This is a genomic window from Aurantiacibacter atlanticus (assembly GCF_001077815.2).
GTDB lineage: Bacteria > Pseudomonadota > Alphaproteobacteria > Sphingomonadales > Sphingomonadaceae > Alteraurantiacibacter > Alteraurantiacibacter atlanticus.
In genome coordinates, this window is record NZ_CP011310.1 from 643315 (window position 1) to 664668 (window position 21354).

Consider the following 21354-nt stretch of genomic DNA (forward strand, 5'->3'; position numbering starts at 1 on the left):
TTTGGTTCTTTCCTGCGTATGAAACGCATCAGGCAACCGGAATAAGAACCGGTGCCTTTTCAGCATGATACGAAAGGGCTAATACCTCACTATGAAGCGACAGCCTATAGACGATAGCCCGCCCGGCGCAAATGCCGCTTCCCCGCTTGGCCTGCCGTGGGCCGCCTGGAAGCAAATCGTCAAGCGAATGTGGATAATGATGGGATTCCACAATTTGCCCCTGCTGGCCGGGGGCACGGCATTCTTCGTGTTCCTTGCAATTACGCCGCTGCTGGCCGCTACAGTGATGACCTATGGTCTGCTGGGCAATGTAAACACCGTGCAGCGCCAGATGATGACCATTGTGGAGCTGGTTCCGGCAGAAGCCGCCGGTATGATTGAAGAACAATTACTCGCAGTTGTCACCACCAGTTCGGGGGTGACGGGCCTTACCCTGTTTCTTTCTCTCGCTCTCGCCATTTTCGGGGGGATGCGTGCGGCCAACGGACTGATCGGCGCGCTCAACATAATCAACTCGGAACGCGAATCGCGCAACATCATCTCCAAGACGCTGCAAGCCATTGGCTTGACTGCAGCGGCTATTATGATCGCACTGACCGGTTTGGTCAGCGGCGGTGTCGTAACATGGCTTCAAACGCAGACGGGCGATTTGATTGGGCCTGTGGCAGAAGGGTTCTACAAGCTGCTCGCCTGGTTTCTGGCAATGGTGCTGGGCACCACCGGTTTTGCGCTAATCATGCGTTACGGTCCGGACCGTCGATCGGCGAAGTGGCGCTGGCTCTCGCCCGGATCACTGTTAGCGACCTTCGCATGGGTCGCGGTGTCGTTCAGCTTTTCGCTCTATGTCCGCTATGTCAGCGATTACAACGCTACCTATGGTTCGCTATCGGCAATCGTGGTGTTCTTGATGTGGTTGTTCCTGACAAGCTACGCCATTTTGGTCGGTGCGCTACTGAATGCAGAGGTAGAGCGGCAGACCCATGTGGATACGACCGTTGGTGAGGATCGTCCGATTGGCGAACGGGGCGCAGTGATGGCCGATACAATGCTGGATGCTCCCGTCGATGCTGAGCTGCTGGAGAAGAGGCGCCAGCGCCATTCAGAGCGTAGGGCGAAACGGGCATCAACCGATTCGCACAAGGTTAGCTAAGCGAGAATTCGCAAGATATGACGACTTAAGCGCGCTCTCAGCGAGCTCTCCTTCAGTAGCAATTCTGCCTCTTAATTTGTCAGATTGGGTGCTAAGAAATTTGACTGCCTAGGACTGCATAACAGAGCGCGCTGACATGGTTTAAGCTTGCTTTGGTGACCTCGAAGCCTACGCCTAGGCGCTGGAAGTTGGTCGCAAGCGTGCGCCGAAGGTTGTGCACGCGCCAGGGTGGTAGCGGCTCGCCAAGCTTTTGCTCAATGAGGCCGTCCAGTTTCTTCTTGCCCTTGGCGTAGCCGGTGAACCCTACCCTGCTTGATGTGGCAAAAACGCCCCCCTTCTTCGACAGTTCGCGCCGCCCACCTTCCGATCGAGTTCGGCAACGGCCCGTTCGTTTAGCGGAATTCGTGGCGAGAGATCGAAAATGGTGGAGTAGGCAAAAGCCTGCAAAAGCTCAGGTTTTTACCAAAAACCGCCGTATCAGCGTCGTCTGAATCGAAAGTACCAGACTTCGTGGCCATAGGTATTGCGCGCCTTGTATTCATAGCGCGTTTCCGGCCAGCCTGACGGGCGCCTCTGGAAGTCCTGCGGCCCTTCCACCATCCAGTCAAAATCATCGCGAAACCGCCGCATGACCATCAGCGCATGGCGGACATAGACGGGATGATCGGTGCCGAAGCGAAATTCACCGCCGGGTTTGAGCTTGTCTGCAATGAGGCGCACCGGGCCGTCATTCATCATCCGGCGCTTGGCGTGCTTCGCCTTGGGCCAGGGGTCTGGATGGAGCAGATAGGCCATGGTCAACGCGCCATCGGGGAGGCGCTGCAACACATCCAGCGCATCGCCATGATGCAGCCGGATATTGGCCAGCGTCCCATCGCGCACATGGGTCAGCGCCTGCGCCACACCGTTCAGAAACGGCTCTGCCCCGATGAAGCCGTGATCGGGCAACAGATCTGCGCGATAGGCAAGATGCTCGCCTCCGCCAAAGCCGATCTCGAAATGGAGCGGACGGTCCTCTCCGAAAAGCTTCGCCGCCGTAACCTCGCCTTCAGTCGGGACCGCGATCTGTGGCAATAGCCTGTCGACCAGTTCCTGCTGTGCGGCGCGCAGGGGCTTGCCCTGGCTTCGTCCGTAAAGCCTTTTCAGCGTAGTGGGATCGCCTTCCTTGTGGGCGCTCATCGTGCAAATCCTGACATGCGCGCCGCGTTAGCGCGCTCATCCCCATGCCGTCCAGATGCCGTATCCGCTTGTCATCGTCAGCGCGACGCCGACCATGACCAGCATAAGTTTCGGGCTGAAACGCCGCGCGGCCATCGCACCAACGGGCGCGGCGGCAATACCGCCGATGATGAGGCCCAGCGTCGGCCCGGCAATATGTGCCACGCCGAAGTGGAAGATGAAGGATGCCGAAATGCTCACCGTCAGGAAGAATTCGACCGAGTTGACTGTACCCACGACCTTGCGCGGCTCTGCCCCCTGGATCAGCAGGTTGGATGTCACCACCGGCCCCCAGCCGCCTCCACCCGCCGCATCGAGGAAACCGCCGAGCAGGCCCAGCGGCGCGACATGTTTCGCCTCGCGCAGAGGCGGCGGGTACAGCAGCCCGCGTATAAGCAGCCACACGCCAATGCCGGCCAGGTAAATCAGCACGAAGGGCTTGACCAGCGCGCCGTCGATAGAGGCGAGGAGATAGGCGCCGGCCATTCCGCCGATTACGCCGGGTATCAGGAGGCGGAAGAACAGGCGCTTGTCGATATTGCCATGAATGAGATGGCTGATACCGGAAGTGGCAGTGGTGAAGCATTCAACCAGATGGACGCGCTGCGAGGCGAGGCCAGGGGGCACGCCCATCAGGCCCACCATTAGCGTATTGGTGATGACGCCAAAGGCCATGCCCAATGCGCCATCGACCATCTGCGCTGCAAAACCGATCAGGATGAAGGGGAGTATCCCCGCGATATCCAAGCCGAAAATTTCCAATGCAACACACCCTGATTGTTATTGCAGCAAACCGGTTAGCTACAATGTATCTCCCGGGCGAGATGGAAAAAATTCTCGGGCTGAAACTGAAAGCACCCCGGGAGCGACAGGCATGGCCTTGCGCGTTTCCGGGGTGCTTTCGGGTACTTCCGTCCAGGCGCGGACGGCATCAGGGAAGTGGTATCAAATCGTTCAGGCGGCTTCGGCCTCCACATCGGGATCGCGAAGCACATAGCCGCGGCCCCAGACTGTTTCGATGTAATTTTCTCCGCCACAAGCGCTCGAAAGCTTCTTGCGCAGCTTGCAGATGAACACGTCAATGATCTTGAGTTCGGGTTCGTCCATGCCACCGTAAAGGTGGTTCAGGAACATTTCCTTGGTCAGCGTCGTACTCTTGCGGAGCGAAAGCAGCTCCAGCATGGCATATTCCTTGCCGGTCAGGTGAACGCGGGCGCCGTCGACTTCAACAGTCTTGGCATCGAGGTTCACGGCTAGCTTGCCGGTACGGATGATGGACTGGCTGTGGCCCTTGGACCGACGCACAACGGCGTGGATGCGGGCGACCAGCTCATCGCGGTGGAAAGGCTTGGTCACGTAATCATCTGCACCAAAGCCGAAGGAGCGGATCTTGCTATCCATCTCGGCAATGCCCGAAAGGATCAGCACCGGCGTCTGCACCTTGGCAACGCGAAGCTTCTTCAGCACGTCATAGCCATGCATGTCGGGCAGGTTGAGATCGAGCAGGATGATATCATAATCATATAGCTTGCCCAGATCGAGACCTTCCTCGCCCAGATCGGTCGAGTAGACATTAAAGCCCTCGGTCGTGAGCATGAGCTCAATCGCCTTGGCGGTTGTCGGCTCGTCTTCAATCAGCAGAACGCGCATTATATGCTACCCCTTCGTGTCGCTGCGGTAATTCCTCGTTAGGAGGTGTTGCAGTGAATTAACCACGACGCTTCTCACCAAAAAAGGTTAACAATCGGTTTCCAACGTTAAGACTTTTTAGTGAGTCTTCCTTGCAACAGGTGCGGAGCCGTTAATTTTCCAGCGTATCGCATCGCCGTGCCGTCAATGATTGGCACGAGTCGCTCCGTAACCATATCAGGCAAGATTGGCGTTAACTGACGTAATACATGCTGATGGACGGAATGCACAATGTCGGCATGGTGTGTCTGGAAGAACAGCGTGGCAATCGAAGTTGAGCTCGGCTGCAAGAGGGCGCGGGGAAGCTGGCGAAAGGTGCGGCTACAGGAAACGTGGCACCCAGCCTGGTTATATTGCAGCGAGAGAAAGTTCCGGATCCATTCGTCTCAGGCAACAGGCGGCGATGGCTCGCTTTGATAGAACTCGACATGCATGCGCATCGGTCCGTCGATTTCTACATGATGGATGGCTTGTGGCGGAATGACAGCCGGCTGGTCGGGGCGAACGTGGATTGTGCGTGCCGGATCATGAAAGACAAGCCGGACAGTACCCTCCTCTACCACGAGCAGCCCCCACACTCCTTCCTTCGTGTTATGGGCATTGCGCAGTGCATCCGGCAGACTATTCTCGGTGAATTGCGGCGTCGATTTATAAGGCGCGGTCATAATGGTCCTCCATTCATCAATTGGGTTGGTCGGCGTAAAGCTCGTGCTCTTTGTCGATCAGGATGTCTGCAAGGAACCAATATGCCTCGCCCCAGGCAGCAAGGATTTCATCGGTCGCGGCATCTCCCAATACGTCCTTGATCGCGGCCAGGAGATTGTCTGCGACGATGGGATAATGTTCCGGTTTGACATGCGTTTCCACATGACGTTGGGCCATGCGAAGCACCGCTCCGCTCAGGTTTTCCAGCTTGTCGACATTTTCTGCGTAAGCGATGATTGCGCCGGCAAGCCTTTTTGGCTGCTCACCTGATTTCTGAGCTGCCTGATCGAACATTGCTTCGACCTCGGGATGTTCGGCAAACATCCGGTCATACATACGCTGTGTAATGGCAAGGCCATGCTTCTTAAGCGCAGGCGCATTCGCCTTTATCGTGGCCATTGTGTTCGATGAAAGAGTGCGGGTCATTGCGAATCCTTTATGATGTAAGCTAGATACATCTATTCAAGGTGTGATAAAATGTAAAACATATGCATCTTATAGGAGAATGTTATCAAGCTCACCCTGCAAACCGACTATGCCTTGCGCGTTCTCCTGCATGCTGCGGCTTCTCCCGATGTTCGTCTGGCGATTGCCGATGTTGCAGCGAAGCACCGAATCTCGCGCAATCACTTGATGAAGATCGTAAACCAGTTGGCCAGCATAGGACTGCTTACTACGGTCCGCGGTCGTGGCGGCGGCTTCTCCCTGGCGCGTGACCCCGCCAGCATTACCCTGGGAGAGGTCGTGCGGCAGGTTGAGCCGACTTTGCAGCCGGCCGATTGCGGTAATTGCGTTCTTCATCGCGGTTGCGGTCTGACGCCCATATTGGGCGATGCGATGGATGCGTTTCTCAGCGTGCTCGATAACAAGAGCCTTGCTGATGCGATGGCGGAAAGCGCGGTCGATTTCGTTCGGCTCGAACCAGAACTCTCATTCGCAAAGTTTGAGCAGGATGGATCGACAGAGGTCGAAACCGGAACATCTGGCTCTGACAATCGATCTGAATGATCGCCATGCGGGGATGGAAGGTCGCATCGGTCACTAACACTCAAAGAGACCGGCAAATCCACAGCCCGATCTCCTGTTAACCCAACGCCGCCAGCTTCTTCGCCCGCCTTCGCTGCACGCTAGACCCAATCCCGATAGCCTCACGGTATTTCGCCACCGTGCGGCGCGCCAAATCAAAACCCTCGGACTTCAGCAGCTCCACCAGAGCATCATCTGACAGCACCTTTTTCGGATTCTCTGCATCGGTCAGCGCCTTGATGCGGGCCTTGACCGCCTCGGCGCTCGCGCCTTCGCCGCCCTCTCCGCCGCCAACGCCGCTGGTGAAGAAATATTTGAGTTCAAACGTGCCGCGATCGCAAGCGAGGAACTTGTTGCTGGTGACGCGGCTGACGGTGCTTTCATGCATCTCTATCGCCTCAGCCACGGTCTTCAGCGTCAGCGGGCGCAATTGTGATACGCCCTTGCGGAAAAAACCGTCCTGCTGTTTCACGATTTCCGCAGCGGTTTTCAGGATCGTCTTTTGCCGCTGGTCCATCGCCTTGATCAACCAATTGGCATCGGCAAGCTTCTCCGAAAGCCAACCGCGCGCCTTCTTGCCGGGGCAGCCATTGCGCAATTCGATGTAATAGCTGCGATTGACCACCAGCCGGGGCAGCGTCGCTTCGTTAAGCTGGATGTCCCAGCCATTATCCTTGCCCCGCGCAATCAATATATCGGGCACCACTGCCGCGCTGACACTGCCGCCAAACTGCAGGCCTGGCTTGGGATCATAGCTTCGCAATTCGGCCAGCATCTCGGCAAGGTCTTCATCATCGACGCCGCAGATGCGTTTGATATGAGCAAAGGCCCCCTTGGCCACGAGATCGAGATTGTCGATCATCACTTCCATGCACGGATCGTAGCGGTCCGCCTCTTTTGCTTGCAATGCGAGACATTCGGCCAATGTGCGCGCACCCACACCCGTCGGATCGAGCGACTGGACCACCTCCAGCCCCCGCTCCGCCTTTATCAGCGGCACGCCCAGCGCCTGCGCCACTTCGGCCAGCGGAGTTGAAATATAGCCCGCTTCATCCAGCAGGCCCACGATATAGCGGGCAATGAATGCGGCTTGCCCATCGGGTGATGCGGGACTGACCTGCTGTTCCAGATGATCTGCAAGGGAAAGGTTTTGCGCGCCGCGATTTTCAAGATCGGGCCCGTCCTCGCCCCCGCCACCGGACATTTGCGCCGACCAGTCACCCGTGTCGCGATCCTGATCGAGCGCGCTTTGATCTATGTCGAGCGCGCGATCACCTTCGGCTGACGTCGCATCGCGAAGCTGCGGTTCTTCGGCAGGCGGAGTTTGTGCATCAACGGCGTGTGCCTCGCCCGTTTCGAGCAGGGGATTGCTCTCCAGCGCTTCGGCAATGAATGTTTCAACTTCCAGGTTCGACAGCGCCAGCAGCTTGATCGCCTGCTGCAACTGCGGCGTCATAACCAGCGATTGCGATTGCCTGAGGTCTAGTCTTGGCCCCAGCGCCATGGCCTATCCCCCTCCGCTCCGCATCACAGGGTGAATGATTCGCCAAGGTACAGGCGCCGCACGTTCTCATCTGCCACCAGTTCTTCCGGGCTGCCTGCGAACAGAACCTGACCGCCGTAAATGATGCAGGCCCGGTCCACGATATCGAGCGTTTCGCGGACATTGTGATCGGTTATCAACACGCCGATGCCACGATTCTTCAAATCTATCACCAGATCACGGATATCGCTGATGGACAGCGGGTCAATCCCGGCAAAGGGTTCATCCAGCAGCATGATGGACGGGCTTGCCCCCAGTGCGCGGGCGATTTCGCAACGCCGTCGTTCACCGCCCGAAAGCGCCATGGCAGGGCTGGCGCGCAGCCGGGCAAGGCCGAATTCATCAAGCAGGCGTTCCAGCTCTCGCTCCCGCACATCTTTGTCAGGCTCCACCATTTCCAGCACGCAGCGGATGTTCTGTTCCACTGTCATGCCGCGAAAAATACTGGTTTCCTGCGGCAGATAGCCCAGCCCAAGGATAGCGCGGCGATACATGGGCAGACGCGTGACATCGACGCCATCCATCAGGATTCGGCCGCTATCGGGCTTCACCAGCCCCATGATCGAATAGAAGCACGTGGTCTTGCCCGCACCATTGGGGCCAAGCAGACCCAGCACCTCGCCCTTGGCGACCGATAGCGAGATATCGGACAGGACGCTGCGCTTGTCATAGCTCTTGGCGATGGAAATGACTTCGAGCCCGCCGTCGGGCGGAAGATCGGGCGATGCATTCAATGGGGCTTGCGCCATGGTTTCTGCCAGGCCCTCTTCATCAGGAAAATCGTTGTCGCGCGCGCTCATCTGCCGCCCTGTAGCATGGTGTACGCTGCTTTGAAGACTATTTGGCAAGAAACGTGCATGTTGATTTTCATTCGCTCCGCAAACGGCCCGCCTCGACACAGCTAAGGTGGACATGCTTGTCAGCGGGACATCAAGGTGGGATAGTCACGAATCGGAATTGAAAAGGAGTAGCGCATGGCAAAGGCGTTGCCGCAAGGTTCGAAGACGCAAAGGCGCGCGGTTCCGCACACCGGGTCGACAATTGACTGGCATAGCAAGGTCAGCAATCACGTGGCCTTCGGTCTGCTGACCTATACCGGCCTGCACATCTTCGTGACGATGTTGGCCCTAAAGGGCGGCACTGGATCGGTCATGCCCTATTTCGCGCTGATCGTGCTGGTTGCGGCCATTGTTCCGGCATGCCGCTGGTTCGAGATGCGCTGGGACAGGCTTTCCGATGCCGAGGGCGGTAGTTCGGACCTTGCGCCGAGATACCGCCGCGAAATGGCACTGTTATGGGTTATCGCGATCGGTCTGCCCATCGCGCTGACCATGACATTCAAAACCGTCGTGTCGATACTCTGACCGCGCCTCTTTTTCGTTTTTGTTGTGTTGTGCTGCTGGCATTTGGCGCCCAGCAGGCGCAGGCGGCATTCGTTCCTGAAGCACCGGAAACGCAGGCTGCCACGAATGCCCCTGCAGCCGGTTCCATCGAGGCTGAGCAGGACGTCGGGGAGGATGAGCGCATCGCCGCGCGCCTTACCGATATCTTCGCCAATGTGCCCAGCCTAGCCAATGTCACTGCCAGCGTATCAGGCGGCGTGGTGACGCTGGGGGGCACGGCGCCCGATGCCGGGGCAGAGGATCGGGCGGAAGCTATTGCGGGCGGCGTGGCAGGCGTCGTCACGGTCGAGAATGCGATAGAACGCGATGTGTCAGTCGATATTGTCGAAAACATCGGCGGCCTGAGCGAACGGGTGCAGCAATTGTGGCAGGCACTGCCGCTTGCGGGGCTGGCACTGCTGGCAGGGCTGCTCATCGCTAGCTTCGGCTATTTCATCGCCTCCTCCACGGCTTTGTGGAAACGCATTGCGCCCAATGTCTTTTTGGCGGAGCTGATTGTCGGGGCGATCCGGTTCGTCTTCTCAATCCTCGGTGTGGTGGTGGCGCTAGATATGCTGGGGGCCGGGGCGCTGATGGGTGCGGTGCTGGGCGGTGCGGGCGTGATTGGCCTAGCGCTGGGCTTCGCCATGCGTGATACGGTGGAGAATTACGTCGCTTCGCTGATGCTCAGCCTGCGCCAACCCTTCCGCGCCAATGACCATATTGTAATCGAAGCGCATGAAGGCCGCGTCATCCGTCTAACCAGCCGCGCCACCGTGCTGATGACGCTGGATGGCAATCATCTGCGCATTCCCAACTCGCTCGTCTTCAAGACAGTGATCCTGAATTACACGCGCAATCCGCAGCGGCGCTTCGATTTTGAACTGGGCGTGGATGCGGATGATGATGCGGAGGCGGCGCGCCAGCTTGGCCGCGATGCCCTGCGCGCGCTGGATTTTGTGCTGTCCGATCCGCTGGCGGAAGTGCGCATAACGAAGGTTGGCGATTCCAATGTCGTCCTGCAATTCCTCGCCTGGGTGGACCAGCGCGAAGCCGATTGGCACAAGGCAAGAAGCCGCGCGATTGCCGCTTGCAAGATCGCCCTGGAGGACGCAGGCTTCGCTCTGCCAGAGCCGATCTACCGCCTGCGTTTCGACCAGCGCACCGCCACATTGCCATTCCAGAATATCGGAGAGCGTGGCGAGGGAACAACGCCACAGCCCGCTCCGCCACCAACGCCTACAAGCCCGCCACCACCTTCAACCGTACCCGCAGAGGATGACGTCACACCGGATGACGAAGTCGCACGGATGGTGGAAAAGGAACGCCAGGCAGGCGGCGAACAGGATGACGACCTGCTCGATACCGCGCGCCCGGTGGAGTGACGCCGCGCGGGAGGAGACATTCTTGGCATGCATAGAATTTTAGCCCTGGCAGCATCGCTTGCTATTCTGGTCCCTCTGCCAGTGAATGCCGAGACGGTGGAGCAGGTCTATGGGGATTGGCTCACTGCATTCAATTCTGGCGAAGAAGCTGCATTGCAGGCGTTTTATGGCGAACGGATGGGCGACCCCGATGCAGTGTTCGCCATAGACACAGCGCTGGCAACTTGTGGCTTCGATCCCGTTCGCGTTGAAACGATGACCGAACGCACGATCACAGTCCTTCTCGCAGAGCGATGCTTCCCGGCGCTCCAGCGCTTGCATATCGAACTCGGCCCGGGCGGGGAGACCAAGCTGGGCGCGCTTGAATTGACGCCGCTGGCTCTCACTGTTGAGGGTGCGACCGATGCCGTTGCACGCTTCACCGGCAGGCTTGCCGCCCGTGATGATTTTGCAGGTTCGCTCCTCATAACTCGGCATGGCCAATCAATATTGGCGCATAGCTGGGGGACAAGCGTCGGCGAGGAAGGCAAGCCGATAACACTCGACACGCCGATGTATCTTGCATCAGCGGGCAAGATGTTCACAGCTGTTTCCATATTGCAGCTTGTCGATGCAGGGCAGATCGCGCTGGATGCACCGCTTGGCACCTATCTTACAGATTATTCCAACAAGGAGATGGCCAAGGTCACTATCCGACAGCTGCTCCAGCACAGAGGCGGCACTGGCGACACGCACATTCTTGCACGAACCGACGATGTAAACCGCGCAGGAGTTCGCACAATCGACGATATCATCGCGCTGAATGATGACCGGGCGCCAAGGTTTTCGCCTGGCAGCGAAGCTGAATATTCAAACTACGGTTTTATACTCTTGGGAGCGGTGATCGAACGGGTCAGTGGTCAAAGCTATTATGACTATGTTTCAGATCACATTTTTTCGCCAGGCGGGATGATTACGGCGGGCTATCCAGATCGCGATAACAGTCAAACTATTGCAACCGGATTGACGACTTTTTACGGTGAGGAAGACGATCCGGTTTCCAACATCGAGATACTGCCCTGGCGCGGCATGCCAGATGGCGGCGGCGTTGCTAGCGCCAATGATCTGCAAAGTTTCTTCAACGCCATGCAGAGGGGAACGTTACTCTCTCCGGCCATGTTCGATCTGGCGACAACGCCCGGGCAAACACCATGGTACGGCGCAGGCTTCGTGACGGGTTCAGCCCCTTATGTGAGTTGGGGCCACGGAGGCAATTCCTACGGAATGGATGTAGCTGCCCATTATTATCCTGCGGTGGACACGACCTTTATATGTCTCGCCACGCGGGACATGGCTTGTAATCGTCTTATCTGGTTTTGGGCTCCGAAAGTTCTCGGTTCTTCCGAGTAGCCGCTGCCGCTCAAAGGCAGACAGCGGCCTTTCGGACCCACATCAGCTGTGCAGATAGTCCGTAATCGGGCCTAAAGCAGGCCAGCCCTCGCGACCCGTTACCCCTTCGCCCGTTCGATCGCTTCAATCAATACCTGCTTGGCTTCCGCGGCATCGCCCCAGGCGCCAATGCGTACCCATTTCTCCTTCTCCAGATCCTTGTAATGGGTGAAGAAGTGCTCGATCTGCGCAAAGATGATGCTGGGCAGATCCTTGGTTTCGCCCACGTCTGAATAGTAGGGAAAGGTCGTATCCACCGGCACACATATCAGCTTCTCGTCGCCGCCATGCTCGTCTTCAAGGTTCAGCACGCCGATCGGGCGAGCGCGCACCACGCATCCTGGAATGAAAGGCGAGCGCGCAATAACCAGCGCGTCCAGCGGATCGCCATCGGGTGAAAGCGTATGCGGCACAAAGCCGTAATTGGCCGGATAGCGCATCGGCGTATGCAGAATGCGATCGACAAACAACGCGCCCGACTGCTTGTCGAACTCGTATTTCACCGGTTCACCGCCCGTGGGCACTTCGATGATGACATTCAGGCTCTCGGGCGGATTCTCTCCGACCGGGATATGTTCGATACGCATGGATGCTTATGTCCCTATATGGAATCTGCGGCATCCCCTCCCAAAACTTGGAGCCGCCTAGCCTAGACTAACGAGCATTGCCAGCCCCGCATGCGAGCCTTAGATGCCCGTCATGGCAAAAGGCAATACACCCAAGGCAATTCGCGGCACGCAGGACATTTTCGGCCCTGATGCGGAGGCATTCGCCTTCGTCGCCGAAACGTTTGAACGTGTGCGCAAGCTATATCGCTTTCGCCGCGTGGAAATGCCGGTCTTTGAAAAGACCGAGGTATTCGCGCGGTCAATCGGCGAGACGACCGATATCGTGTCGAAGGAAATGTATTCCTTCGAAGATCGCGGCGGGGATTCGCTCACCCTGCGCCCCGAATTTACCGCAGGTATTGCGCGCGCCTATCTGACCAATGGCTGGCAGCAACACGCGCCCTTGAAGGTCGCGACGCACGGCCCCCTGTTTCGTTACGAGCGTCCGCAAAAGGGCCGCTATCGCCAGTTCCACCAGATCGACGCCGAGATCATCGGCGCGGCCGAACCGCAGGCGGACGTGGAATTGTTGGCGATGGCCGATCAATTGCTCAAGGAATTGGGCATTGTGGGCGTGACGCTGCACCTCAACACGCTTGGCGATGGCGACAGCCGCGAAGCATGGCGCGCGGCGCTGGTCGAGTATTTCGGCGCAGTGAAGGATGAGCTTTCCGAAGATTCGCAGGAACGGCTGGAAAAGAACCCGCTGCGCATACTCGATTCCAAAGACCCGCGCGACCGCAAATTCGTGGCCGATGCGCCGAAGATCGATGCGTTTCTGTCAAGCGATGCGCGCGCCTTTTTCGATGCTGTGACCAGCGGACTGGATGCAGCGGGCGTGAAATGGACCCGTGCCGAAAGCCTGGTGCGCGGGCTCGATTATTATCGCCACACCGCGTTTGAATTCGTGCCTGACGAAGGCTCGGCCGCGGCGGACGCGCTCGGCAGCCAGAGCACTATCCTTGGCGGTGGACGCTATGACGGACTGATGGAATCGCTCGGCGGCGCACCGACGCCAGCGGTTGGCTGGGCTGCTGGGATAGAGCGGCTGGCGATGCTGGTGGGCGAGCGGAATGATCCAATTTTGGAGGCTATTGTCTTGCTCGAACATGACGATGGTTTAGTTGCGGCAAATAAATTACTCTCAGAGTTGCGCGCTGGCGGTGTAGTATCTGACATTGTCGCGAGTGGGTCGACCAAGAAAAGATACGACAAGGCCGTGAAGCAGGATCCAAAAGCGATTCTCCGAGTCAATGAGACCGGCTATCATTCGATTTCCGAAAAAGGTCAGAATGAGCGGCTTACCGCTGTTTTAAAGCGTCGTACATGACCATTCCCGCTGAACGCCTTCGACAAATCGCCAACCGTTTTGCCGAGCTGGAGGCGCGCATGGCGTCGGGCCAGCTTGAAGGCGATGCGTTCGTTCAGGCCTCCCGTGATTATGCCGAGCTGGAGCCGGTCGCCCGATCGGCGGCAGAGGTGCAGGCGATGCGCGAGGAAATCGCGGGGCTGGAAGACATGCTCGCCGATCCCGAAATGAAGGCGATGGCGGAAGATGAGCTGGCGCAGCTGCGCAAGGATTTGCCGCAGGTGGAACGCGCGCTGGCACTCGCCATGCTGCCCAAGGACAGCGCCGATGCGCGCCCCGCCATGCTGGAAATCCGCGCAGGCACCGGCGGCGATGAAGCGGCGCTGTTCGCAGGCGATCTGTTCCGCATGTATGAAAAATTCGCCGCCGAGCAGGGCTGGTCAGTCGAACCCGTCAGCATGGCAGCGGCAGATGTTGGCGGCTTCAAGGAAATCGTCGCCGCCATCAAGGGCAATGGCGTCTTCGCCAAGCTGAAGTTTGAAAGCGGCGTCCACCGTGTGCAGCGCGTCCCCGTCACCGAAAGCGGCGGGCGCATCCACACCAGCGCTGCGACCGTGGCAGTGCTGCCCGAACCTGATGCGGTCGATGTCCATCTGGAGGACAAGGATCTCAAGATCGACACCTATCGCGCCAGCGGTGCGGGCGGCCAGCATGTGAATACGACGGACAGCGCCATTCGCATCACGCACGAGCCGAGCGGTATCGTCGTCACCTGTCAGGATGGCCGTAGCCAGCACAAGAACAAGGAAAAGGCGATGCAGGTCTTGCGCGCGCGCCTGTATGAACAGCAGCGCGAGGAAACGCAGGGCGCAGAGGCTGAAGCGCGCAAGGCAATGGTTGGCAGCGGCGACCGATCCGAACGCATACGCACTTATAATTTCCCGCAAGGCCGCGTGACTGATCATCGCATCGGGCTGACTTTGCACAAGCTGGAAGACGTGCTTGCCGGGCCGGGGTTGGGTGAACTCACTGCCGCACTGATCGCCGAGGACGAAGCCAAGCGGCTTGCCGCGATAAGCGAATGACGGTTGCGCAAGCTGTGAGGGAGGCGGCCGCGCTTCTGGCCGACAATAGCGATACCGCGCGGCTCGATGCCGAATTGCTGATGGCGCACGCGCTGGGTGTTTCGCGGTCGGACCTGCTCTTGCGTCACATGCACGATTCGCCGCCGCAACAATTCACCGCATTGATCATGCGCCGCGCCGCGCATGAACCGATTGCCCAGATCACCGGCTGTCAGGAATTTTTCGGACGCACTTTCATCGTTACGCCCGATGTCCTCATTCCGCGTGCTGATAGTGAAAGCGTGGTGCAGGTGGCGCTTGATACCGCGCCCAGGGCGCGCCGGATATTGGATTGCGGCACCGGATCGGGCGCGCTTCTGCTCACCCTATTGGCGGAACGGCCCGATGCCCGCGGCATAGGGATAGATAGCTCGCCTGCCGCACTGGAGGTTGCGAGGGCGAATGCAGAAGCTCTCGGCCTTTCGGTACGGGCGCAAGTGTTGTCGGCAGACTGGACCGAAGGCGGCTGGGCAGAGCCGTTGGGCCAATTCGATCTCGTCATCGCCAATCCGCCCTATGTAGAAGATTCTGCTAATCTTAGCCTCGATGTGCGCGAATACGAGCCCGCCCAAGCGCTGTTTTCCGGGCCGGAAGGGCTGGATGATTACCGAATACTTGTCCCGCAATTACCGCTTTTGTTGACAGATTCGGGTGTCGTGGTGCTCGAAATAGGGGCAACACAGGCCGCGCAAGTATCGAAAATAGCGGCGAATCACGGCTTTGTTGCAACTGCGCATAAGGATCTGGCCGGACGCGACCGTGCGCTGGTTCTGCGATTAACACTTGGCAAAGGCGAATCGAGTAGCTAACTCCAACATCAGGTTCCGGTTGCAGTGAATTGCCCGGGTCCCAAACTCCTACATTTGCCTGGCAGGGGGCGGCTAAACGCTCCCCTTCGCGCAGATGATGGCAGACCAGCATCATGTGATGGATGCACGAGACACAAGGTCATCAGATCGCAAGCGGCATTTGCCGTCGATCCATGCAAGGAAGCGAAATTCCTTTGAATAACAATCGAAATAACAATCGTCGCCGAGGCCGGGGAAGTAACCGTGGCGGCAATCAGAACCAGAGCAACCGGATTGACAGCCGGTCGCGTGGCAACGCCCCACAAATGTTGGACAAGTACAAGAAGCTTGCCCACGAAGCGCAGCTGAATGACGATCGCGTGCAGACGGAATATTACCTGCAATTCGCCGATCATTATTTCCGCGTGATTGCAGACAGCAAGGCGCAGAAGGAAGAACAGCGGCCCAAGCGCGATGATCGCGATCAGGACGCGTCTTCTGATAATGAGGATGACGCCAGCCGGTCGGACAGCAACCGGTCGGATAATTCCGGGCGTGACGATGATCGCGATGAGGATCGCGACCGTCCCAAGCGCAATACACGCAGCCGCGCTCCGCGGAATGAGCCGGAAGAGGGCGTGGAAGGTGACGGCGGCGATCAATCGGATGAGGATAACCCCTTCACCCGCGAGAAGCCCAAAGCAAAAGCCCCGCGGAAGCCGCGTGTGACGAAGCCGCGTGTGACGAAGCCGCGCCGCAAGGCCGATGAAACCGAATCTGCCGTGGAAGACGATGGCAGTCTCGACCCCGCCATGCTGCCTCCTGCCATAGCGCGCGCTGACAGCGCTGATGACGAAGACAGCGATGACAGCAGCGAAAAAGCTGCCAAACCGCGCAAGCCGCTCCGTGCACGTCGCCGTCCACGAGACGATGATGGTGACGAGACGCTTGAAGCCGTCGGCTGATCAAACTCAAGACAAGACAGCGGTAATTCGGGCAGTTTGCAGATGATCGCACAAGCGCGCCCGCTGCCTCTCATTGATACAAGCCCGTCGCGGACATGGCTCTGGGCGCTCGCGCTCGGCCTGATTTCCGCGACGGGATTTCAACCTTACGGGCTGTGGCCGCTCGCGCTTCTGGCAGCGGGATTATTCATCAATCTGGCCGCACGCACGCCAAGCTGGAAGCAGGCTGCTTGGCTTGGCTGGCTGTTTGGTGTCGCGCATTTCACGCTCGGCAACAGCTGGATCGCTACGGCGTTTACGTTTCAGGCGGAAATGCCCGCGTTTCTTGGCTGGGCCGCGGTGCCGCTGCTGGCGTTATATCTCGCGGTCTATCCTGCACTTGCTGCCCTTGTCGCGCGCACCATAGTGCGCAGCGGGCCGGGCTTGGCTTTCGCCCTGGTACATGCGGGGGCGTGGATCGTGACCGAATGGCTGCGCAGCTGGGTCTTTAGTGGCTATGTGTGGAATCCTTTTGGCATGGTGTTGCTCGGCCCGTTCGACCGGGCGGGATTGGCGGCCATTGTGCCGCTGATGGGTACCTATGCACTGTCGGGCATCGCCATGCTGCTCGGCGCGGCGCTGGTTCTGCTATTGGTGGAGCGGCGCTGGCGTGTGCTCGCACTTGTGGCCGTGCTTATCGTTGCGGGAATGTATTGGCCTGCCCCGCCGCCGCGCGAGGGCACGTTGCAGGTCACCATCGTCCAGCCAGATATCCGGCAGGGACAGGTCAACGATCCCGCTGCATTCGAGCCGAATTATCGCAAACTGGCCAGCCTTTCTCCGCGAATGGAGAGCGGCGACACGGCCCCGCGCATCGTGCTGTGGCCTGAAAGCGGAATGGCCGATTATCTGCGCGACGGATATCCGCAGCGGTTTTACGATCGCACCACCGCGCTCGGCAGCCCGCAATTCGCGCGGCGCAGGCTGGGTGCGACAGTGGGTGAAGGCAGCGTCCTTTTGACAGGCGCTGTCGATCTGGAAATCGGCACGGACGAAAACGGACTTGTCGGCGCAATCGGCGCGCGCAATGCCGTGACGGCGGTGGCGCCGGACGGTGAATTGCTGGGCGGTTATTCCAAGGCGCATCTGGTGCCCTATGGCGAATATCTGCCGATGCGCGAACTGCTCGAACCGCTCGGCCTGTCGCGCCTCGTGGCAGGCAGTATCGACTTCTGGCCCGGCCCCGGTCCGCAAACGCTCGACCTTGGCGCATATGGCAAGGTCAGCCCGCAGGTGTGTTACGAAATCATCTTCAGCGGGCAGGTTGTGGATCGCGCCAATCGTCCTGATTACATTTTCAATCCGTCGAACGAGGCATGGTTCGGCATGGGTGCGCAGCCGCAGTTTCTGGCCCAGTCGCGGATGCGGGCAATCGAGGAAGGGCTCCCGGTGCTGCGCGCCACGACCACTGGCATCAGCGCAGTGATCGACCCGCGCGGTGTTGTTCGCCAGCATCTGGGCGAACATGTTGCAGGGCGCATCGATGCGCTGGTTCCGCCCGCTACTGCGCCGACCCCATTTGCCCGTTTAGGCAATGGCTTGCCGCTTATCTGGGCTTTTTTGCTGCTGGCCTTCGGCGTCATTGCCATGCGTCGTGCAGACCGTTAGAGCCGCGCTCCACGCGTACATTTACTAAAGAGAAGGCAATCTCCAACATGCGCCAATCCTACCTGTTCACGTCCGAAAGCGTCTCTGAAGGCCATCCGGACAAGGTATCCGACCAAATTTCCGATGCCATCGTCGACATGATGCTGGCGAAAGATCCCGAAGCGCGCGTGGCTTGCGAAACGTTGACCGCGACGCAGCGGATCGTGCTGGCCGGCGAAGTGCGCTGCAAGGGCGTATTTGAAAATGGCGAATGGGCAGAGGGCGCCTTGGCGGAGATCGAGGATATTGCCCGCCAGACCGTGCGTGACATCGGTTATGAGCAGGACGGTTTCCATTGGGAAACGCTGACTTTTGAAAACTATCTACACGGCCAGAGCGCGCATATCGCGCAAGGCGTGGATGCCAGCGGAAACAAGGATGAAGGCGCGGGCGATCAGGGCATCATGTTTGGCTTTGCTTGCAATGAAACGCCTGATCTCATGCCCGCAACGCTGGATTACAGCCACAAGATCCTCCACCGCATGGCGGTTGACCGAAAGACCGGTGCCGCGCCTTTCCTCCAGCCCGACAGCAAGAGCCAGGTCACGTTGCGCTACGTCGATGGCAAGCCGGTGGAATGCACCGCTGTCGTCGTCTCCACCCAGCATATCGAAGGCTATGACGAGGGCGAGAAAGAGGCTGAATTGCACGCTTATGTGAAGGGCGTTGTCGGCGATATCCTGCCCGATGGCCTCATCACCGATGCAACCGCATGGCACATCAATCCCACAGGCACATTCGTTATCGGTGGCCCCGATGGCGATGCCGGGCTGACGGGCCGCAAGATCATTGTCGATACCTATGGCGGCGCGGCTCCGCATGGCGGCGGCGCATTCAGCGGCAAGGACCCGACCAAGGTCGACCGTTCGGCCGCCTATATCACCCGCTATCTGGCCAAGAATATCGTCGCCGCAGGACTGGCGACGCGCTGCACCATCCAGCTTGCCTATGCCATTGGCGTATCCAGCCCGCTGTCGCTCTATGTCGATACGCACAACACGGGCACGGTGGACGATGCGGCGCTGGAAGACGCGATCAAGGGTATCGAAAAGCTTGGCGGACTGACGCCGCGCGGCATTCGCACGCATCTTGGCCTCAACAAGCCGATATACGCTCAGACTGCGGCATACGGGCATTTCGGACGCACTGCCGAAGGTGATCTGTTCCCGTGGGAGCGCACCAATCTGGTCGAGGATCTGAAGGCCGCGCTGGCCTGATCCGAAAAGGAGGGACGGCTGGTGAGCGCAGGCAATACCGCACTCACCGCCGCGCCCGGTTCTGCATCCGACCCTGGTGAAAGGATTGGCGCGCTGGATGGCCTGCGCGGATTGGCGGTAATCGGCATTGTGCCGATGAATGTGATCGGCTTTGCGATGCCGCCCGCCGCCTATCTCAACCCGCGCGCCTTCGGCGGCGATGCCCCGCTTGAAACCGCGCTTTGGGCGATCAGCTTCCTTGTCATAGAAGACAAGTTCCGCGGCCTCTTTGCGATGATGTTCGGCGCGGGGGTCGCCATTCTGTTGGGCAAGGCCGCCGATCACCGCTTGCGCGATCACTATGCCCGCATGGCGGCGCTGCTTGGCATTGCACTGGCCCATGCGGTAGTGCTGGCGAATAATGATGTCCTCAGAACCTACGCAATAGCGGGCTTGTTCCTACCAATTGTGATGGGCTGGAAAGTGCGCTGGCTAGTGTGGGCCTCTGCCGCAATCATGGCGGGGCAATTGCTGGTTTCGGGCTGGTTTGCATGGGAATGGATCATCTACTGGTTCGACAGGGCGAGCGGTGCACTGGTCGATTCTGCCGCGCATGACATTGCAGAGAAGTTGTATGGCCATGACCGCGATGCGATTGCCGCTGCGATAGAGCGCAATGGTGTGGGGTTGGGTGAGCGGATCGTGCAGCGGCTGGACGAGTTGCCACAGCAGGCGCGTTTCGTCGCCGCATCCCTTCCATCATCGTTTGCTGCCATGGTGCTGGGTGTGGCCCTGTGGCGCAGCGGCTTGCTTGCCGGACGGTGGGAGGCAACGCGGGCGTTCAGGCTCGCGCGGCTTTGCGCCGGATGTGCGCTGCCTGTCCTCGCCAGCCTCGCCGTCTGGGCGATTGCCAGCGGTTTCGATCCCATTGTCACCACTGCCAATGCATTGGTGTGGAGCGCCCCGTTTGATCTTGTATTAAGCGTCGGCATAGCTGCGCTCGCAATGGCACTTTTTGGCAACGCCTTGCAGGATCGCCCGTTAACGGCCCGGCTTGCGGCAACAGGGCGCATGGCGTTGACCAATTATCTCGCCACCAGCCTGCTTTTTTCTGCGCTATTCGCAGGCTGGGGCCTGGACTGGTTTGCCGCAGTGTCCCGTGGGGAGGCACTGGTTCTATGCCTTGTGCCAATATCGCTCATGCTGGTCTGGTCGCCGCTTTGGCTAGCGCGGTTTCGACAGGGGCCGGCTGAATGGCTTTGGCGGAGCAGTGCCAGCGGACGGCTGCTCCCGTTCAGGCGCCGCCAGCGCCTGTAGCTTCGTCTTTGGCGTGCAATCGGTGAACGGCGAGAAAAACGTGCGGTTATGGCCAGATCACCAAAAGGGTGACACAGGTGACAGGGTGTAACCCAGCAAGGCACGCGATAACCCATTAATATTATACGATAAACAATGCCGCAGATGAGGGTGACACTTGTCTGGTTGAAATTTACCGAAAAGAGGAGGAGTGGTGGGCTTGGCATGGTGCGACAAACACACAGGCTGGCATGTGTAGGAAAGGTGGCCACACACAAACAGGGCAGCCTGTTAGGGCGATGGCGAAGATGAGATAGGCAAATGGCTGACTTCGATCGTTTGCCTTCTTCTTCTATTAAATCAGATCATGGATTGGATTAAGTGCCGCCGGCAACTGCGCCTACGGCTGAGACATGGTCCGCCATGCGCGTGCCGCGCCAATCGCATAGGCCACCCCATAAGCGAGCACGATGAGAGAGGACCAAACGCTAAAGGTGTTCACCTTATCCGGAGAGATGATGAGAAGCGGAAAAAGAAGCAGGCCGCGCACCAGGTAAATAAGCGAGATCAGGATTAGTGCGGTGCGAAGCAGCGGCAGACGACCTATCCTGCTTGCACCCGAAAAAGCGTAAAGCGCCCAGACTGCGACGATTGCCGCAATGCCGAATGTTACGACATGCGGCCAAAACTCGCCACGGGCGGCGGCATTAGCGATTGCTTCGCCTGCGCCGAAGAAACGATACCATTCCTCCCCACCGATGATGCAACCAATATGAAGCGCCGATGCAGCTACCGTCAGCCAACCTGCCAGCAGCAACCAGCGCGTGCCAGGATTGGTCGGGACAGGCCCCATGCC

21 protein-coding genes are annotated in these 21354 nt (G+C 58.9%); 12 read left to right on the forward strand and 9 right to left on the reverse strand.

Going from position 1 to position 21354, the window contains the following annotated elements:
- Positions 1–91 precede the first annotated feature (91 nt).
- The gene (locus tag CP97_RS03195) at positions 92–1150 is read left to right on the forward strand and encodes a YihY/virulence factor BrkB family protein (RefSeq protein WP_048884760.1); all 1059 of its coding nucleotides are present in this window, start codon (positions 92–94) and stop codon (positions 1148–1150) included.
- Between the two features lie 477 nt (positions 1151–1627).
- Here the strand turns inward: CP97_RS03195 and trmB are convergent, their stop codons facing one another.
- The 5 genes from trmB to CP97_RS03220 all read right to left on the reverse strand — a co-directional run bounded on the left by trmB (position 1628) and on the right by CP97_RS03220 (position 5188).
- Entirely contained in the window at positions 1628–2329 is a 702-nt protein-coding gene (trmB, locus tag CP97_RS03200; RefSeq protein ID WP_048884761.1) for a tRNA (guanine(46)-N(7))-methyltransferase TrmB, read from the reverse strand.
- Between the two features lie 36 nt (positions 2330–2365).
- Positions 2366–3115 (reverse strand): sulfite exporter TauE/SafE family protein, encoded by a 750-nt coding sequence (locus CP97_RS03205; RefSeq protein ID WP_257730340.1) that lies wholly within the window; start codon positions 3113–3115, stop codon positions 2366–2368.
- A gap of 207 nt (positions 3116–3322) precedes the next feature.
- Positions 3323–4018, reverse strand: a complete 696-nt coding sequence (ctrA, locus tag CP97_RS03210) for a response regulator transcription factor CtrA (protein ID WP_048884763.1) — start codon at positions 4016–4018, stop codon at positions 3323–3325.
- A gap of 425 nt (positions 4019–4443) precedes the next feature.
- The gene (locus CP97_RS03215) at positions 4444–4722 is read right to left on the reverse strand and encodes a TehB family protein (RefSeq protein WP_048884764.1); all 279 of its coding nucleotides are present in this window, start codon (positions 4720–4722) and stop codon (positions 4444–4446) included.
- Positions 4723–4738: 16 nt separating this feature from the next.
- Positions 4739–5188: a globin domain-containing protein gene (locus tag CP97_RS03220; RefSeq protein ID WP_048884765.1), complete on the reverse strand. Its 450-nt coding sequence runs from the start codon at positions 5186–5188 to the stop codon at positions 4739–4741.
- 96 nt (positions 5189–5284) lie between these two features.
- Between CP97_RS03220 and CP97_RS03225 the strand changes: the two genes are divergently transcribed.
- Positions 5285–5770, forward strand: a complete 486-nt coding sequence (locus CP97_RS03225) for an RrF2 family transcriptional regulator (protein WP_227819740.1) — start codon at positions 5285–5287, stop codon at positions 5768–5770.
- A gap of 76 nt (positions 5771–5846) precedes the next feature.
- On the opposite strand, the gene rpoN is transcribed toward CP97_RS03225, so the two are convergent.
- Together rpoN and lptB are read right to left on the reverse strand one after the other, a co-directional pair.
- Positions 5847–7292, reverse strand: coding sequence for an RNA polymerase factor sigma-54 (gene rpoN, locus CP97_RS03230; protein WP_048884768.1), 1446 nt, complete (start codon positions 7290–7292; stop codon positions 5847–5849).
- A 23-nt stretch (positions 7293–7315) separates the two neighbouring features.
- Entirely contained in the window at positions 7316–8080 is a 765-nt protein-coding gene (lptB, locus tag CP97_RS03235; protein WP_149036513.1) for an LPS export ABC transporter ATP-binding protein, read from the reverse strand.
- 225 nt (positions 8081–8305) lie between these two features.
- Between lptB and CP97_RS03240 the strand changes: the two genes are divergently transcribed.
- From CP97_RS03240 to CP97_RS03250, 3 genes are read left to right on the forward strand one after another with little or no spacing between them, the layout of a single operon-like run.
- A complete protein-coding gene (locus tag CP97_RS03240; RefSeq protein WP_063612485.1) occupies positions 8306–8695 on the forward strand; it encodes a hypothetical protein in 390 nt (129 codons plus the stop codon).
- Positions 8626–10098 carry a mechanosensitive ion channel family protein gene (locus CP97_RS03245; protein ID WP_082863701.1) on the forward strand — a complete coding sequence of 491 codons (1473 nt, stop codon included), beginning with the start codon at positions 8626–8628 and terminating at the stop codon, positions 10096–10098. Before CP97_RS03240 ends, CP97_RS03245 begins: the two co-directional genes overlap by 70 nt.
- A gap of 27 nt (positions 10099–10125) precedes the next feature.
- Positions 10126–11487, forward strand: a complete 1362-nt coding sequence (locus CP97_RS03250) for a serine hydrolase domain-containing protein (RefSeq protein WP_063612343.1) — start codon at positions 10126–10128, stop codon at positions 11485–11487.
- A gap of 98 nt (positions 11488–11585) precedes the next feature.
- On the opposite strand, the gene ppa is transcribed toward CP97_RS03250, so the two are convergent.
- On the reverse strand, positions 11586–12113 hold the full coding sequence (gene ppa, locus CP97_RS03255) for an inorganic diphosphatase (RefSeq protein ID WP_048884771.1): 528 nt from the start codon (positions 12111–12113) through the stop codon (positions 11586–11588).
- 112 nt (positions 12114–12225) lie between these two features.
- On the opposite strand from ppa, the gene hisS reads away from it, so the two are divergent.
- The 7 genes from hisS (at position 12226) to CP97_RS03290 (ending at position 20519) form a co-directional block, all read left to right on the forward strand.
- Complete coding sequence (gene hisS, locus CP97_RS03260) at positions 12226–13464, forward strand: histidine--tRNA ligase (RefSeq protein WP_053106518.1); 1239 nt, start codon at positions 12226–12228, stop codon at positions 13462–13464.
- Positions 13461–14528, forward strand: a complete 1068-nt coding sequence (gene prfA, locus CP97_RS03265; RefSeq protein WP_048884773.1) for a peptide chain release factor 1 — start codon at positions 13461–13463, stop codon at positions 14526–14528. The genes hisS and prfA overlap by 4 nt, the downstream gene beginning before the upstream one ends.
- Complete coding sequence (gene prmC, locus CP97_RS03270) at positions 14525–15376, forward strand: peptide chain release factor N(5)-glutamine methyltransferase (protein ID WP_048884774.1); 852 nt, start codon at positions 14525–14527, stop codon at positions 15374–15376. Before prfA ends, prmC begins: the two co-directional genes overlap by 4 nt.
- A 173-nt stretch (positions 15377–15549) precedes the next feature.
- Complete coding sequence (locus CP97_RS03275) at positions 15550–16320, forward strand: DUF4167 domain-containing protein (protein WP_048884775.1); 771 nt, start codon at positions 15550–15552, stop codon at positions 16318–16320.
- A 42-nt stretch (positions 16321–16362) separates the two neighbouring features.
- Entirely contained in the window at positions 16363–17967 is a 1605-nt protein-coding gene (gene lnt / locus CP97_RS03280; protein ID WP_048884776.1) for an apolipoprotein N-acyltransferase, read from the forward strand.
- A 47-nt stretch (positions 17968–18014) separates the two neighbouring features.
- Entirely contained in the window at positions 18015–19223 is a 1209-nt protein-coding gene (gene metK / locus CP97_RS03285; protein WP_048884777.1) for a methionine adenosyltransferase, read from the forward strand.
- Positions 19224–19244: 21 nt separating this feature from the next.
- A complete protein-coding gene (locus CP97_RS03290) occupies positions 19245–20519 on the forward strand; it encodes a DUF418 domain-containing protein (RefSeq protein ID WP_048884778.1) in 1275 nt (424 codons plus the stop codon).
- Between the two features lie 379 nt (positions 20520–20898).
- On the opposite strand, the gene CP97_RS03295 is transcribed toward CP97_RS03290, so the two are convergent.
- The gene (locus tag CP97_RS03295; protein WP_048884779.1) at positions 20899–21351 is read right to left on the reverse strand and encodes a hypothetical protein; all 453 of its coding nucleotides are present in this window, start codon (positions 21349–21351) and stop codon (positions 20899–20901) included.
- Between the last annotated feature and the right edge of the window lie 3 nt (positions 21352–21354).

What these genes read in the sequence shown, in the direction of transcription:
- CP97_RS03245 (WP_082863701.1), top strand. Translation starts at nt 8,626, where the DNA reads ATGGGTTATCGCGATCGGTCTGCCCATCGCGCTGACCATGACATTCAA.
- CP97_RS03275 (WP_048884775.1), top strand. Translation starts at nt 15,550, where the DNA reads ATGCAAGGAAGCGAAATTCCTTTGAATAACAATCGAAATAACAATCGT.
- trmB (WP_048884761.1), bottom strand. Translation starts at nt 2,329, where the DNA reads ATGAGCGCCCACAAGGAAGGCGATCCCACTACGCTGAAAAGGCTTTAC.
- metK (WP_048884777.1), top strand. Translation starts at nt 18,015, where the DNA reads ATGCGCCAATCCTACCTGTTCACGTCCGAAAGCGTCTCTGAAGGCCAT.
- CP97_RS03195 (WP_048884760.1), top strand. Translation starts at nt 92, where the DNA reads ATGAAGCGACAGCCTATAGACGATAGCCCGCCCGGCGCAAATGCCGCT.
- CP97_RS03220 (WP_048884765.1), bottom strand. Translation starts at nt 5,188, where the DNA reads ATGACCCGCACTCTTTCATCGAACACAATGGCCACGATAAAGGCGAAT.
- prmC (WP_048884774.1), top strand. Translation starts at nt 14,525, where the DNA reads ATGACGGTTGCGCAAGCTGTGAGGGAGGCGGCCGCGCTTCTGGCCGAC.
- hisS (WP_053106518.1), top strand. Translation starts at nt 12,226, where the DNA reads ATGGCAAAAGGCAATACACCCAAGGCAATTCGCGGCACGCAGGACATT.
- ppa (WP_048884771.1), bottom strand. Translation starts at nt 12,113, where the DNA reads ATGCGTATCGAACATATCCCGGTCGGAGAGAATCCGCCCGAGAGCCTG.
- CP97_RS03215 (WP_048884764.1), bottom strand. Translation starts at nt 4,722, where the DNA reads ATGACCGCGCCTTATAAATCGACGCCGCAATTCACCGAGAATAGTCTG.
- CP97_RS03240 (WP_063612485.1), top strand. Translation starts at nt 8,306, where the DNA reads ATGGCAAAGGCGTTGCCGCAAGGTTCGAAGACGCAAAGGCGCGCGGTT.
- lptB (WP_149036513.1), bottom strand. Translation starts at nt 8,080, where the DNA reads ATGGCGCAAGCCCCATTGAATGCATCGCCCGATCTTCCGCCCGACGGC.
- rpoN (WP_048884768.1), bottom strand. Translation starts at nt 7,292, where the DNA reads ATGGCGCTGGGGCCAAGACTAGACCTCAGGCAATCGCAATCGCTGGTT.
- lnt (WP_048884776.1), top strand. Translation starts at nt 16,363, where the DNA reads ATGATCGCACAAGCGCGCCCGCTGCCTCTCATTGATACAAGCCCGTCG.
- prfA (WP_048884773.1), top strand. Translation starts at nt 13,461, where the DNA reads ATGACCATTCCCGCTGAACGCCTTCGACAAATCGCCAACCGTTTTGCC.
- CP97_RS03295 (WP_048884779.1), bottom strand. Translation starts at nt 21,351, where the DNA reads ATGGGGCCTGTCCCGACCAATCCTGGCACGCGCTGGTTGCTGCTGGCA.
- CP97_RS03250 (WP_063612343.1), top strand. Translation starts at nt 10,126, where the DNA reads ATGCATAGAATTTTAGCCCTGGCAGCATCGCTTGCTATTCTGGTCCCT.
- ctrA (WP_048884763.1), bottom strand. Translation starts at nt 4,018, where the DNA reads ATGCGCGTTCTGCTGATTGAAGACGAGCCGACAACCGCCAAGGCGATT.